This is a genomic window from Hydrogenophaga sp. 5NK40-0174, from assembly GCF_040372165.1.
Taxonomy (GTDB): domain Bacteria; phylum Pseudomonadota; class Gammaproteobacteria; order Burkholderiales; family Burkholderiaceae_C; genus Hydrogenophaga.
Map to the genome: position 1 here is coordinate 704,714 of NZ_BAABWG010000001.1, position 15,044 is coordinate 719,757.

Here is a 15,044-nt window from a genome sequence, read left to right on the forward strand (position 1 = left end):
CATACATCCAACACGATCAACCCAACGGCATTTCAAGCCTCGCATCCATCTGGAGAGCACAACATGCAAGACATCCTGGAACAACTCGAGAAAAAGCGCGCCGCAGCCCGACTGGGCGGTGGTGAGCGCCGCATCGAAGCGCAACACAAGAAGGGCAAGCTTACCGCCCGTGAGCGCCTTGAGCTGCTGCTGGACGAGGGCAGCTTCGAAGAGTGGGACATGTTCGTCGAGCACCGCTGCACCGATTTCGGCATGGCCGAGAACAAGATCCCGGGCGACGGCGTGGTGACCGGCTACGGCATGATCAACGGCCGCCTGGTCTTCGTCTTCAGCCAGGACTTCACCGTCTTCGGTGGCGCCCTGTCCGAGGCCCATGCCGAAAAGATCTGCAAGGTGATGGACCAGGCCATGAAGGTGGGCGCACCCGTCATCGGCCTGAACGACTCCGGTGGTGCTCGCATTCAGGAGGGCGTGGCCTCTCTGGGCGGCTACGCGGAGGTGTTCCAGCGCAACGTCATGGCCTCCGGAGTTGTGCCGCAGATCAGCATGATCATGGGCCCCAGCGCGGGCGGCGCGGTGTACTCACCGGCCATGACCGATTTCATCTTCATGGTCAAGGACAGCTCCTACATGTTCGTGACCGGTCCGGAAGTGGTCAAGACTGTCACACACGAGGAGGTGACCGCAGAAGAGCTGGGTGGGGCCGTGACCCATACCAGCCGCAGTGGTGTCGCCGATCTGGCCTTTGAGAACGACGTGGAAGCGCTGCTGATGCTGCGCCGGCTGTTCAATTACCTGCCATTGAGCAACCGCGAGAAAGCGCCCGTGCGCCCCAGCGGTGATCCGATCGATCGCATGGAGATGAGCCTGGACACTCTGGTGCCAGAGAACCCCAACAAGGCCTACGACATGAAGGAGCTGATCCTCAAGACGGTCGACGATGGGGACTTCTTCGAACTGCAGCCTGACTATGCCAAGAACATCCTGATCGGCTTTGCCCGCATGGACGGCCAGACCGTTGGCATCGTGGCCAATCAACCGCTGGTGCTGGCGGGCTGCCTGGACATCAAGAGCTCCATCAAGGCCGCGCGCTTTGTGCGCTTCTGCGATGCGTTCAATATCCCGGTGGTCACTTTTGTGGACGTGCCCGGCTTCATGCCCGGCACCAGCCAGGAATATGGCGGCATCATCAAACACGGTGCCAAGCTCTTGTATGCGTATGCGGAATGCACGGTGCCCAAGATCACCGTCATTACCCGCAAGGCCTACGGCGGTGCCTATGACGTGATGGCCTCCAAGCACTTGCGTGGCGACGTCAACCTGGCCTGGCCCAACGCTGAAATTGCGGTGATGGGAGCCAAAGGTGCGGTGGAAATCATCTTCCGTGAAGAGAAGAAAGATCCGGAGAAGCTCGCCCAGCGCGAAGCCGAATACAAAGCCCGTTTTGCCAACCCGTTCGTCGCCGGTGCCCGTGGCTTCATCGATGACGTCGTCCTGCCGCACGAGACCCGCAAGCGCATCTGCCGCTCGCTGGTGATGCTCAAGGACAAGAAGATAGAGAACCCATGGCGCAAGCACGGCAATATCCCTCTGTGAACCTGCCCACCCCCGCGCCGCTTCGCGCCACCCCCTCAAGGGGGCAACACCAGCAGCCCGGCGAAGCCGGTTCTGCGGTGTTCTCGAAACTGCGGCCCTTGTGCACCCACATTTGTTGAGAAGTAGGACATCCCCATGTTCAAAAAGATTCTGATTGCGAACCGTGGCGAGATTGCTTGCCGCGTGATTGCCACCGCCCGCAAGATGGGCATCGCCACAGTGGCGGTTTACTCCGAAGCCGACAAGGAAGCGCGCCATGTGCGCCTGGCCGACGAAGGCGTGTTGCTCGGCCCGGCACCCAGCCGCGAGTCTTACCTGGTTGCTGACAAGATCATTGAAGCCGCCAAGAAAACCGGCGCTGAAGCCATTCACCCCGGCTACGGGTTCCTGTCCGAGAACGAGGCTTTCGCCGAGCGTTGCGAAAAGGAGGGCATTGCCTTCATCGGCCCCAAAGCCCATTCCATCGCCGCCATGGGCGACAAGATCGCGTCGAAGAAACTGGCCAACGAAGCCAAGGTCAACACCATTCCCGGCTACAACGACCCCATCGAGTCGGCCGAGAAAGCGGTGGATATCGCCAAAGGCATTGGTTACCCCGTCATGATCAAGGCGTCTGCCGGCGGTGGCGGCAAAGGCCTGCGCGTGGCCTTCAACGACAAGGAGGCGCTGGAGGGCTTTACCGCCTGCCAGAACGAAGCCCGCAACAGCTTCGGCGACGACCGCATCTTCATCGAGAAGTTTGTGGAGCAGCCGCGGCACATCGAGATCCAGGTGGTCGGCGACAGCCATGGCAACGTGGTCTACCTGAACGAACGCGAGTGCTCGATCCAGCGTCGCCACCAGAAGGTGATCGAAGAGGCACCATCGCCTTTCATCAGTGACGACACCCGCAAGGCCATGGGCGAGCAGGCGGTGGCACTGGCCAAGGCGGTGAAGTACGAGAGCGCCGGTACGGTGGAGTTCGTGGTCGGCAAAGACCAGGACTTCTACTTCCTGGAAATGAACACCCGCCTGCAGGTGGAGCATCCGGTCACCGAGTGCATCACCGGCCTGGACCTGGTGGAGCTGATGATCCGCGTGGCTGCTGGCGAGAAGCTGCCGCTCACGCAAGCCGACGTCAAGCGCGATGGCTGGGCCATCGAATGCCGTATCAATGCTGAAGACCCGTTCCGCAGCTTTCTGCCTTCCACGGGTCGGCTCGTTCGCTTCACCACACCGGAAGAAACCATGTGGCAGGCCGATACGGCGCATACCCATGGCGTGCGTGTGGACACGGGTGTGTTTGAAGGCGGCGAAATTCCGATGTTCTACGACTCGATGATCGCCAAGCTCATCGTGCACGGAAAAGACCGCAACGACGCCATCGCCAAGATGCGCGAAGCCCTCAACGGATTTGTCATTCGCGGCATCAACAGCAATATCCCGTTCCAGGCGGCATTGCTGGCGCACCCGAACTTCGTCTCTGGCCAGTTCAACACCGGCTTCATTGCGCAGCACTATGCCGATGGCTTCCGCGCGGAAGATGTCCCGCACTCGGACCCGGATTTTCTCATCGCTCTGGCTGCCTTCGTCAGGCGTAAATCCCGTGAGCGGGCGCTGGGCATCTCGGGGCAACTGCCCGGCTATGGTGTCAAGGTCGGCAAGGACTACACCGTGATCAGTCTGGCCACCGACGGCCAGCACAAGTACACACCTGTCCACGTAGACGAGTTCGTGGGAGAAACCGGTTACGCGTCCGTTGTCGTGGGCAAGGGCGACAACGTCAAGCGCTACAAGATCAACTCGCCATCGCGCCTGAACGACATCGTCATTCTGGGTGATTGCAATGGCGAACCATTCACCGCGCAGATGGAACGCGGATCGCCTGCCAATCCTCTGTCGCTGGTGGTGCAGCACAACGGCACCAAGCTGGAGACCATGGTGGTCTCCCCGCGCATGGCTCAGCTGCACCAGCTCATGCCGTTCAAGGCGCCGCCAGACATGAGCAAATTCGTGCTCTCACCCATGCCTGGCCTCCTGGTGGATGTGTCGGTGGAAGTGGGTCAGAAGGTGCAGGCCGGTGAGCGTGTCGCCGTGATCGAAGCCATGAAGATGGAGAACGTGCTGTTCGCCTCCGCCGATGGTGTGGTGGCCAAGGTCATGGCCAAGAAGGGTGAAAGCCTTGTCGTCGACCAGCCCATCGTGGAGTTTGAATCATGAGCAAGACCGCAATGCAGCGTCCATTCAAGGTGCTGGGTATCCAGCAAATCGCCATTGGCGGCCCGAGCAAGCAGCGCTTGCAAAAGCTGTGGGTCGAGATGCTTGGCCTGGAGCTCACCGGTACGTTCAAGAGTGAACGTGAAAACGTGGACGAGGACATCTGCGCGATTGGGCAGGGGCCCTTCAAGGTAGAGGTAGACCTCATGCAGCCCATGGACCCGGACAAGAAGCCGGCCGTGCACACCACGCCGCTGAACCATGTGGGCTTGTGGATCGACGACCTGCCCGTTGCTGTGGAGTGGCTCACTGTGCAGGGCGTGCGCTTTGCACCTGGCGGTATTCGCAGAGGCGCTGCCGGCTTCGACATCACCTTCTTGCATCCCAAGAGCAATGAAGAATTCCCCATCAGTGGGGAAGGGGTGCTGGTTGAGCTGGTACAGGCGCCACCAGAAGTCGTCGATGCGTTTGCCAGGCTGGAGGCATCGGTGATGGCGTGAAGCCCTGAATCAGTTTGCATGCCTGGGCGCACACTGCCCACGCACGAGCCCACTTCACCGGACGGGAAGTGGGTTTTTTTGTGCTGTAGGTCATTGGTACAAGGTACTGAGGAGTCCGGCAGTTCGGGGTGGAGTTGGCCCTGAATCCGTGCATTTATCGGGCTTTTGCGTCGCAACCGTGTGCCTACATTTGATCTTGCAGGATCCGGGGTTTGGCATGGGTCCTTTGTCCCAGTCAGTCCAACCCCGGGAAGTCAGGAAATCATCTGTACTTCGCGGAGGCGAACATGAATCAGCCAACTCCATTCTCGGGTCAGCAGCCATCGTCGCAACATCTACACGCCCAGTATTTGCCCACCATGCCGGGCGATCTGCATCAGGAGGCGAGTGACGGGTCCACAGACGCGCATCTCTCTCGCTGGGAGCGGGCCAGTGCTGCCTGGCAGGAGCGTCGTGTAGGAGTGCCCTGGCCTCCGGGGCTGCTCGAGGCGTTCTGCCTTCGCATGTCCAGTCACGGCATGCCTGTCAGCCAGGTGATGATGATCGGCGACCGGCAATATGCGCTCAAGCAGCTGGTGGACGCGCACAGTCTGGCCGACGACGGCCTGCGCTTGATCGCTGTGCAGCTGTTCCGCTTTTTTGAAGCACACCAGGCGGGCAGGAACTGGCGCCACTGAACTGCGGGTTAGCAGGGGGTCAAGATCCATAACCACTGGCCGATGAAAGAACAATAACCATATGTCAGATCATCGCTGAGGCAACTCACCACTCGAGTCCAATCTATGTTTTCTTTCAAGCCATTCAAGCCCGGTGTCATGCTCATGAGGCAGCTTCGTCTGCCTGTCAAGCTGGGCACTCTGGGCCTGACGCTGACCCTGCCCATGGTGGTCATCACCATCGTCCTGGTCAATCGCCTTTCTGCAGACATCGCCTTTACCGAGTCCGAGGTGGTTGGCGTGGATCTTCTGGCTGAAGCCTCGGATGTGATCCATTCAGTGCAGCGACACCGGGGCATGAGCGCCATGCTCCATGGCGGCAACACCGGTGTGGCAGACAAGCTGGAGGCCGAGCGGGATACGCTGGCCAAGGAAACGCAAGCCGTTGGCGATATGCTCAAGGCCAACCCGGCACTTGATCTTCAGGAAGAGTGGGGGTCCATCGTCTCCCAGATCAAGGTACTGGAAGAAACGGGCAGCATGACGGGCCCGCAGTCGTTCAAGCGCCATTCCGACATCGTCATCGATCTTCGCCATTTTGTGTATGCGATTGGCGAGCGTTCGCAATTGCTGTTTGATCCGGAGCCGGGCAGCTACTTCCTCATGGACATGATCGTCTCCCAGACGCCCAACTGGGCCGAACTGCTCGGCCAGGTCCGAGGCATGGGGGCTGGCTACCTTGCGAGTGGAGCCAATGATCCGGATGTTCGGGCGAAACTCCAGGCCATTGTGGCCGAGGCCGAGGTGGCGACGGCAGACGTGCGCTATCACCGGCGCTTCACGGCGAGGTATCAGGTCGACAACCCCACCGGCCCCAAGGCCGTGGAAGATGCATCCGCATTTCTCGCCATGGCCCGAAAGGTGATCAATGGCGACACCAGTGCCACAGGCGAGGCGTACTTCCAGGCAGGTACGCAAGCCATCGCCAGTGTCGGCGCCTTCGAAATCGAGGCACGCAAGCACCTGCACCAGATTCTGGATGATCGCCTTGCGAGTGACACATGGCTTCGCCAGGTGGCAGTGGTTGCCTCTGTGCTGGGTGTGGTGACGGTGGTCTACCTCATCATGAGCTTCCTGCTCAGCTTTGTGATCGATTTCCGCCAGCTGGTGGAGGTCATGCGGAAAGTCGCCTCCGGCAACCTGCAGGCCACCATCGCTTCGCGAGGCAAGGACGAGCTGGCCGAGCTGACCGGGCTGCTCGACAAGATGATCCGCAACCTCTCGGCCATGGTGGCCGACGTGAGAAGCAACTCGGCTCTGGTCGCGTTCGCAGGCAAGAGCCTGGCCAATGGCAACCGTGAGCTGTCTGACCGAACCGAGCAGCAGGCCGCCAACCTGGAGCAGACCGCAGCCAGCGTGCAAGAGCTTTCGTCGACGGTGGAGCAAAACTCCCAGACCGCCGTCGATTCGGATGGTCAGGCCTCCAAGGTTCGCGACGTTGCAGAAGGCGGCGTGGCCACCATGCGCGAAGCTGTGGAATCGGTGGAGATCATTCAGCGCCACGCCCAGCAGATGAACGAGATCATCGGCGTCATCGACAGCCTGGCTTTCCAGACCAATATCCTGGCGCTCAATGCGGCAGTGGAAGCAGCACGTGCTGGTGAACAGGGCAGAGGCTTTGCAGTGGTGGCCACTGAGGTCCGCACACTGGCTCAGCGATCCGCTGCCTCAGCCCGCGAGATTCGTGAGTTGATCGAGACTTCTTCTAAACAGGTCGGAACCAGTGTCGGCCAGATCCGTACCGCTGGCGAGAACATCAATCAGATTGTCAACGGTGTTCGGGGGGTGGCCTCGAACATGTCGCTGATCTCCGCAGCCAGTGCAGAGCAAAGCAGCAACCTGACCGAAATTTCGTCGGCTGTGCGCCAGCTCGACGAGATCACACAGCGCAATGCCCAGATGGTCGAACGCGCCGTGAACCAGGCCGTGCAGCTGGAAGACCAGGCGGCCAATCTGGCCAAGGCGGTCTCTTCATTCAAACTTCAGCAGGGCACAGCCGAAGAAGCCATGGATCTGGTCAAGCTGGCGGTGCAGATGCGCAGCGAGCGTGGTCGCGATGGCTTTCTTTCGTCCCTGACCGACCCCGATGGGCCGTTCTACGATCGTGACATGTATGTGTTTGCGCTCGACCGTTCAGGTCAGTACGTGGCCTTCGGTGGCAACCCTGCCAAGGTCGGCAGCCGGGTACAGGACATCCCCGGGGTCGACGGCGAATCGCTCTTGCAGGCCATTGTCAAGCAAAGCGAGAACGAACCCGGATGGGTGCAGTACGACATCGTCAACCCGACGACCAAGGCCGTGCAGACCAAGATGTCGTTCGTATCCAAAGTCGACGACGTGTATGTCGGCTGCGGCGTCTACAAGACTGTGGTCGCTGCCTGAAGAGCACTTCGCTCAGTGGTCGTCTGCTGAGCGTCGTGCCTTGGCTCGTTTGAGCGCTGCTTCAATGATGGCGCGCTTTCGGTCCAGCGTGGCTGGGTCGGTATGCTTGGAGTGCGATTCCAGGTTCGCCAGTTTGTCTTCGGCTTTGGCAGTCTGGCGAGCCTCATGTTCGGCCCTTTCGCGGCCCAGGCGCGTCTGGCGATCGCGGTAGCGCTCCAGCGCCTGCTGGGCGAGCGCCTCGCTCCAGCCAGCCCAGCCCGAGAGCGATGCATTGACCGGCTCAAGTGAAATGCAATCGACCGGACACACCGGAATACACAGCTCGCAACCGGTGCAATAGGGCTCCATCACGGTGTGCATCATTTTGTTGGTGCCCAGAATGGCATCCGTCGGGCAGGCCTTGATGCACAAGGTACAGCCGATGCACCACTCCTCATCAATCACGGCCAGGGTGACCGGCCCCTCATACCCACAGTCGGGGTCCAGCTCGGTGGCGGGCTGCCCGGTGATCGAGGCCAGGCGGCCGACACCTTCGGCACCGCCCGGCGGACATCGGTTGATGGTGGTGGTGCCGGACGCAATCGCCTCTGCGTAGGCGCGGCAATCAGCAAAGCCGCAGCGCTGGCATTGCGTCTGCGGCAGTGCGGCGTCTATCCGGTCTGCCAGGGACCCCGCCTTTTCAGGCGAGTGCACCTCGCTCATGACTTGCTGGCTTTTTTGGCTGCTGTGCGCTTGCGAGGAGCGGTAGACGCCTTGGTGGCGGGAGCTTTCGCGTTTGTGGATCTTCGTGCAGTGACTGCCCGTTTGCGGGCAGGAGCGGCTGCTGTGCTCGCCTTGGCCGAAGGCTGGCCTTTGCCTGCCACTTCTGCTGCCTCGTGCGAGGCAATGAAATCCTTGACCACTGGGTAGACAAACTCTCGCCAGCGGCGGCCGCTGAAGATGCCGTAGTGCCCCGCACCCTTGGCTTCGTAGTGAATCTGGTGCTTTTCGGGAATGCTGGTGCACAGATTGTGCGCCGCCTTGGTCTGGCCAGAGCCGGAAATGTCGTCCAGTTCTCCCTCGACCGTCAGCAGCCCAGCGTGCCTTATGTCGGCAGGCTTGACATGCTCTGACTTGCCCTTTTCGTTGACCACATGCCATGTGCCCATTGGCAGCCGGAAATCCTGGAAGACGGCGGCAATGGTTTCCAGGTAATAGTCGGCATCCATGTCGAGTACCGCGTTGTACTCGTCATAAAACTGACGATGTGCTTCCGCACTTTCGTTGTCACCCTTGATCAGGTCCTGGAAGTAGTCGTAGTGACTGTTCGCGTGCCGGTCGGGATTCATGGCCACAAAGCCGGAATGCTGCAGGAAACCAGGGTAAACGCGTCGGCCTGCGCCCGGGAATTTGTCCGGCACGCGGTAGATCACATTGTTCTCGAACCAGGCGTGGCTGCGCTGCGTGGCCAGATTGTTCACCGCTGTGGGAGACTTGCGTGCGTCAATCGGGCCTCCCATCATGATCATGGAAAGTGGCTCTTTTTCCTTGCGCGATGCCATCAGGGAAATGGCTGCCAGCACAGGGACGGTGGGCTGGCACACGCTCATCACGTGGCAATTGCCGTAGTTGTCCTGCAGATAGCGAATGAACTCCTGGACGTTGTTCACATAGTCGTCCAGATGGAACTCGCCTTCGCTCATGGGCACCAGACGAGCGTTCTTCCAGTCGGTGATGTAGACCTTGTGGTCCTTGAGCATGGTGCGCACGGTATCGCGCAGCAAGGTGGCGTAGTGGCCAGAGAGGGGCGCCACGATGAGGACCACGGGCTGACCCTTGAGCTTCTCCAGCGTGGCTGGATCGTCCGTGAACCGTTTGAAGCGACGCAACTCGCAGAAGGGCTTGTCCACTTCAATCCGCTCGTAGATGGCCACATCCACACCATCGACGTCCACCGTGCGAATGCCGAACTCGGGCTTTTCGTAGTCCTTGCCCAGTCGGTGCATCAGGTCATAGGCTGCAGAGATCCGCGGCGCCATGGGCAGCTGGCCGGCAGGCAGCAGCGGATTGCTGAACATCTTGGATGCCACTTCTGCCAAATCGGCAAAGGGCTCCATGATCGAACGCTGGGTTTCGTAGATCTGGTAGAGCATGGCTGGGACCGTTCCGAAATCGTTATGTTGCAGTGCAATATAGCAGTATGTCCGGGGTTGCGTCAGGGGAGAAACACCTAATCCCTACGTCAGTTGTCACCTTCGTGAAAGAATCGGGGGTAAACGCCGGGAAGCGGCGGTTCTGTTTCTCAATATGCAACAGGTTCAAGGAGGCTTGACGTGCAGCGAAGGACAGCCTTGCACATGGTACTCGGCAGTACGCTTGGCGCAATGGTGGCCAAAGCCGTCAGCGCCTCGCCAGCTCAAACCGGCCCCCAGGGACAAGACATGACCCAATCCGTCCATCCGAATCAGCGCGAGCGCCGTCAGACAGGCATGTCGTGGGAAGAATGGCCTTCCAGCCCACGCATGCCAGTGCTGTTTCTGGGCCACGGCAGCCCCATGAACGCGATCGAGGACAACGCATGGCGCCGCAGTTGGCAAGCGATGGGTCAGCGTCTGCTTGGTGCGCCGGCCAGACCACGGCTCATCCTCTGTGTGTCTGCCCATTGGATGACCATGGGGTGGCAGCTCACAGCGATGGAGCAGCCACGCACCATTCACGATTTTTACGGTTTTCCGCAGTCGTTGTTTGACCAGCAATACCCTGCGCCAGGGGCTCCAGGTCTGGCTGCCGATATCAGCGCCGGAGTCACCCAGCCGGACTCGGGTAAACCGCTGGTGCTGGATGACTTGGAGTGGGGTCTTGACCATGGCGCATGGAGCGTGCTCAAGCCGATGTTCCCTGCCGCCGACATCCCGGTGATTCAGCTCAGCATTGACCTCAACCGCCCGGCATCTGAGCATTTCGCCCTGGGTCGTCAGCTTGCGGCCCTGCGCGACAAAGGGGTATTGATCATTGGCAGCGGCAATGTGGTGCACAACCTGCGGGCCCTGCAGCGCCAGGCGGCCGACAATCAGGCCTATGACTGGGCACGGGCCTTTGATGACTGGGTGGCTTCACGCGTCGATAGCGGCAACCTGGCTGACCTGGGCAAGGCGCAACAGCAAGGGGAGACTGCCCGCTTGTCGCATCCGTCATGGGATCACTTTCTGCCACTGGCCACAGTGGCAGGCGCCATCGATGCAGACCAGGACAAGCCGCAGATGTTCAACACCGGTTTTCAGCTGGCGTCCATCTCCATGCGCTCTGTGATCTGGGGCGCTTGAGCCCCTGGCGATCCGGGCCGCGTCAGGCCAAAGAAAAAGCCGCTGCGTTGGCAGCGGCTTTTATCTGACAGGGCACCCGTCAACAGGTCAGGCCACCACGGCGGCAATGGCCTTGCAGACGTGATCGATGTTCTTGCTGTTCAAAGCGGCAACGCACATGCGACCGGTGTCGGTGCCGTAAACGCCAAACTCGCTGCGCAGGCGCACCATCTGGTCTTTGGACAGGCCTGAATAGCTGAACATGCCTCGCTGGGTGGTGATAAAGCCCATGTCCTGCGTCACGCCGGCCGCTTTCAGGCCGTCGACCAGCTTCTGGCGCATTTCCTTGATGCGTACACGCATGCCGGCCAGCTCCTTCTCCCACATGTCGCGCAAGGCTGGCGTGCTCAGCACCTTGGTGACCACGGCACCACCATGGGTGGGCGGGTTGGAGTAGTTGGTGCGAATGACAATCTTCAGTTGGGACAATACCCGGCCAGCTTCTTCTTTGTCGGCGCACAGTACGGAGAGGGCACCGACGCGTTCGCCGTAGAGACTGAAGCTCTTGGAGAAAGACGTGGCGACGAGAAAGTTCAGGCCTGCTGCCGTGAACTTGCCGATCACAGCGCCGTCTTCGGCGATGCCGTCGCCGAAACCCTGATATGCCATGTCCAGGAACGGGGTCAGCTCACCCGCCTTGATGACCTCGATGACCTGGTCCCACTGTTCGGCAGTGATGTCGTAGCCGGTCGGGTTGTGGCAGCAGGCGTGCAGTACGACCACGGTGCCTGGTGCTGCGGCCTTGAGGTCGGCCAGCATGCCTTCGAAATTCACGCCGCGCTTCTCTGCGTCGTAGTAGGCGTAGGTCTCGACGGTGAATCCGGCGCGCATGAACAGCGCGCGGTGGTTTTCCCAGCTGGGGTCGGAAATCAGGACCTTGGCGGAGGGGTTGAGGCCACGCAGGAAGTCTGCGCCGACCTTCAGGCCGCCCGTTCCGCCGACGGCCTGGATGGTGGCAACACGGCCACTGCTGACCACGTCACTGCCAGCACCGAACACAAGATCCTTCACGGCGGCGTCGTAGGCCGCAATACCGTCGATGGGCAGGTAGCCCCGGGCGGCCGGTGTTTCCATCATGGCTTCCTCGGCCGCCTTCACGCAGTCAAGCAGAGGCAGTTTGCCTGCGTCGTCGAAGTACACACCGACGCCGAGGTTGACCTTGTTGGGGTTGGTGTCAGCGGCAAATTGTTCATTCAGGCCCAGGATGGGGTCGCGGGGGGCCATTTCGACGGCGGAAAAGACAGACATGTTGATCCGGAGGAGGGAGGAGGTTAAGAGGAAGGAGGCGAAGCGGAATCCCGGGCCTGCGCCATCTGGAGAAATGGGGTAGTCTTTCGGGTTTCCCCTGAGATTTTATCGTCCCATGGCAACTTCCAAGCGCGCCCCCCGACAAAACCCAGCGCAAGCGTCTGAAGTCGACCACACCGCCGTGGCGGCGCCGGTAGATGTAGCTCCTCAGGAAGAGCCTCCTCAAGGGGAGTTTGTGGGTTTTCCCGACTCGCCGTTTGAGCTGTTCCAGCCGTTCCCACCTGCGGGCGACCAGCCCGAAGCCATTCGGCTGCTCACTGAAGGCATTGAAGACGGTGAGGTCTTTCAGACCCTGCTGGGTGTGACCGGCTCAGGCAAGACCTTCACCATGGCCAACGTGATTGCGCGACTGGGGCGCCCGGCCATCATCTTTGCCCCGAACAAAACGCTCGCCGCGCAGCTCTACAGCGAGTTTCGCGAATTCTTCCCGCGCAACGCGGTCGAGTACTTCGTCAGCTATTACGACTACTACCAGCCTGAAGCCTATGTGCCGCAGCGCGACCTGTTCATCGAAAAGGACAGCGCGATCAACGAGCACATCGAGCAGATGCGGCTGTCCTGTACCAAGAGCATTCTGGAGCGCCGCGATGTGGTCATCGTGGCCACGGTCTCTGCCATCTACGGCATTGGCCGCCCGGAGGCTTACCACCAGATGGTGCTCACCTTGCGGGAAGGCGACGAAGTAGGGCAGCGCGACCTGATCGCCCAGCTCGTGCGCATGCAATACGCCCGCAATGACCATGACTTCTCCCGTGGCTCGTTCCGGGTGCGTGGCGACACCATCGACATCTTCCCGGCCGAGCACTCCGAGATGGCGGTGCGGGTCGAGCTGTTCGACGATGAGGTCGAAACCCTCCAGTTGTTCGATCCCCTCACCGGCAGGGTCAAGCAAAAGCTCAAGCGATTTACCGTTTTCCCCAGCAGTCACTATGTGACCCCGCGCGAGCAGGTGGTCAAGGCGGTGGAGTCCATCAAGGACGAGCTGGACCAGCGCCTCAAGGAACTGGTGGGCATGGGCAAGCTCGTTGAAGCCCAGCGACTGGAGCAGCGCACCCGCTTCGATCTGGAAATGCTCAGCGAGGTGGGTCACTGCAAAGGCATCGAGAACTACTCGCGCCACCTGGCGGGCAGTCTGCCGGGCGAGCCACCGGCCACCTTGACGGACTATCTGCCGCGGGACGCCATCATGTTCCTGGACGAGAGCCACCAGATGATCGGGCAGCTCAACGCCATGTACAACGGCGACCGCCAGCGCAAGACCACCTTGGTCGAGTACGGGTTCCGTCTGCCCAGTGCGCTGGACAACCGGCCGCTCAAATTCGAGGAGTTCGAGCAGAGGATGCGCCAGTGCGTGTTTGTCTCCGCCACGCCCGCCGACTATGAGAAAAACCATGCCGGTCAGGTGGTGGAGCAGGTGGTGCGGCCCACGGGCCTGGTCGACCCGGTGGTGGAGGTGCGCCCTGCTACCCACCAGGTGGACGATGTCCTGCAGGAAATCCACAGCCGAGTGGAGCAAGGCGAACGCGTTCTGATCACGGTATTGACCAAGCGCATGGCTGAACAGCTCACCGACTACCTGGCAGAAAACGGGGTCAAGGTGCGCTACCTGCACTCGGATGTCGACACGGTTGAACGGGTCGAAATCATCCGGGACCTGCGCATCGGTACCTTTGACGTGGTGGTGGGGATCAACTTGCTGCGCGAGGGTCTGGACATCCCGGAGGTTTCGCTGGTTGCCATTCTGGACGCCGACAAGGAGGGCTTTCTCCGTGCCGAGCGCAGCCTGATACAGACCATTGGCCGTGCCGCCCGAAACCTCAACGGGAAGGCCATCCTGTATGCAGACCGCATGACCGAGTCGATGAAGAAAGCCATCGGCGAGACCGAGCGACGCCGTGCCAAACAGATGGCCTTCAACGAAGAAAACGGCATCACCCCGAAGGGGGTTGTCAAACGCATCAAGGACCTGATCGACGGGGTCTACAGCGAAAAGGCCGGGGAAGAGGCAGAGCGACTGGCCAACCAGGCACAGGCCCGCGAGCAGGCCGAGGCCCTGAGCGAGAAGGATCTGGCCAAAGAGATCAAGCGCATCGAGAAGCAAATGCTCGAGCACGCCCGAAATCTGGAGTTCGAACAGGCGGCCCGGCTGCGCGATCAGCTACACGAACTCAAGCAACGTGTGCTTGGCGCACCGGGGTCCGACGCACCTGTCTGAGCGGTACCAAACCGTTCACTTTTGACTTAGCCGACAAAAGCAGTCGGACTTTTGCTATAATCGACAAAAACAGTCGGGAACACTTCTGTCGGAGGCCACCTCACGGTGGTCGGGCGGGTGGAAAAGCAGGGCAGCATGCCGTGTCATCGCTGCCCTTCTGGTAACACGACAGTGACTATAGCCAGTCAATAAAAGGAGCTTGTAATGCGCCTCACGACCAAAGGCCGCTTTGCGGTCACCGCCATGATCGATCTGGCCCTGCGCCAGAACAATGGTCCCGTCACGCTCGCCGCGATCAGCCAGCGTCAGCAAATTTCGCTCTCCTACCTGGAGCAGCTCTTCGGCAAGTTGCGCCGCCATGAGCTGGTGGAGTCCACCCGCGGGCCGGGCGGAGGCTACTCGCTCGGACGCAAGCCCGAGAGCATCACCGTGGCTGACATCATCGTCTCGGTCGACGAGCCCATCGACGCCACCCAGTGCGGCGGCAAGGAAAACTGCCTGGGCGAAGGCAACCGTTGCATGACGCACGAGCTCTGGGCCACGCTCAACGCCAAGATGGTGGACTTCCTCGACTCGGTCACCTTGCAGTCACTGGTCGACGACCAGATCGCCAAAGGCGTAGTGGTCGAAAGCGCGCCCACCATCAAAAAGGCCATCTCCAGTGCACCGGTCGTCAAGCCGATCCGGGTGAACGCGCCGAACTCGGTGTTTGCGCTGGGCGGCATGGCCGCTGGCTCCAGCAAGTGACCGGCGACCTCTGGCGCTCTTCGGGCGCCAGATTGCTCAGCCA

At 60.7% G+C, this 15,044-nt stretch carries 11 protein-coding genes; 8 read left to right on the forward strand and 3 right to left on the reverse strand.

Translation table 11 applies throughout. The features are described from left to right. Positions 1–63 precede the first annotated feature (63 nt). The 5 genes from ABWV89_RS03255 to ABWV89_RS03275 all read left to right on the forward strand — a co-directional run bounded on the left by ABWV89_RS03255 (position 64) and on the right by ABWV89_RS03275 (position 7,390). Positions 64–1,596, forward strand: a complete 1,533-nt coding sequence (locus tag ABWV89_RS03255) for an acyl-CoA carboxylase subunit beta (protein WP_353394154.1) — start codon at positions 64–66, stop codon at positions 1,594–1,596. 135 nt (positions 1,597–1,731) lie between these two features. Further along, on the forward strand, positions 1,732–3,795 hold the full coding sequence (locus ABWV89_RS03260; protein ID WP_353394156.1) for an acetyl-CoA carboxylase biotin carboxylase subunit: 2,064 nt from the start codon (positions 1,732–1,734) through the stop codon (positions 3,793–3,795). An 11-nt stretch (positions 3,796–3,806) separates the two neighbouring features. Then, positions 3,807–4,292: a VOC family protein gene (locus ABWV89_RS03265; protein WP_353395151.1), complete on the forward strand. Its 486-nt coding sequence runs from the start codon at positions 3,807–3,809 to the stop codon at positions 4,290–4,292. 287 nt (positions 4,293–4,579) lie between these two features. Next, positions 4,580–4,969 (forward strand): hypothetical protein, encoded by a 390-nt coding sequence (locus tag ABWV89_RS03270; RefSeq protein ID WP_353394158.1) that lies wholly within the window; start codon positions 4,580–4,582, stop codon positions 4,967–4,969. A 105-nt stretch (positions 4,970–5,074) separates the two neighbouring features. Continuing rightward, entirely contained in the window at positions 5,075–7,390 is a 2,316-nt protein-coding gene (locus ABWV89_RS03275) for a methyl-accepting chemotaxis protein (RefSeq protein WP_353394160.1), read from the forward strand. Positions 7,391–7,402: 12 nt separating this feature from the next. On the opposite strand, the gene rsxB is transcribed toward ABWV89_RS03275, so the two are convergent. Both rsxB and ABWV89_RS03285 read right to left on the reverse strand, forming a co-directional pair. Next, positions 7,403–8,092 (reverse strand): electron transport complex subunit RsxB, encoded by a 690-nt coding sequence (gene rsxB / locus ABWV89_RS03280; protein WP_353394161.1) that lies wholly within the window; start codon positions 8,090–8,092, stop codon positions 7,403–7,405. Continuing rightward, positions 8,089–9,522 carry a polyhydroxyalkanoate depolymerase gene (locus ABWV89_RS03285; RefSeq protein WP_353394163.1) on the reverse strand — a complete coding sequence of 478 codons (1,434 nt, stop codon included), beginning with the start codon at positions 9,520–9,522 and terminating at the stop codon, positions 8,089–8,091. Before ABWV89_RS03285 ends, rsxB begins: the two co-directional genes overlap by 4 nt. A 336-nt stretch (positions 9,523–9,858) precedes the next feature. Here ABWV89_RS03285 and ygiD point away from each other — a divergent pair, with 336 nt between their 5' ends. Then, on the forward strand, positions 9,859–10,692 hold the full coding sequence (ygiD, locus tag ABWV89_RS03290) for a 4,5-DOPA-extradiol-dioxygenase (RefSeq protein ID WP_353395153.1): 834 nt from the start codon (positions 9,859–9,861) through the stop codon (positions 10,690–10,692). 87 nt (positions 10,693–10,779) lie between these two features. Here ygiD and ABWV89_RS03295 read toward each other — a convergent pair whose 3' ends face one another. Beyond that, positions 10,780–11,979, reverse strand: a complete 1,200-nt coding sequence (locus tag ABWV89_RS03295) for an amino acid aminotransferase (protein WP_353394164.1) — start codon at positions 11,977–11,979, stop codon at positions 10,780–10,782. 115 nt (positions 11,980–12,094) lie between these two features. Between ABWV89_RS03295 and uvrB the strand changes: the two genes are divergently transcribed. Then, the gene (gene uvrB / locus ABWV89_RS03300) at positions 12,095–14,254 is read left to right on the forward strand and encodes an excinuclease ABC subunit UvrB (RefSeq protein ID WP_353394167.1); all 2,160 of its coding nucleotides are present in this window, start codon (positions 12,095–12,097) and stop codon (positions 14,252–14,254) included. Between the two features lie 204 nt (positions 14,255–14,458). Then, complete coding sequence (gene iscR, locus ABWV89_RS03305; RefSeq protein ID WP_353394169.1) at positions 14,459–15,001, forward strand: Fe-S cluster assembly transcriptional regulator IscR; 543 nt, start codon at positions 14,459–14,461, stop codon at positions 14,999–15,001. Positions 15,002–15,044 lie beyond the last annotated feature (43 nt).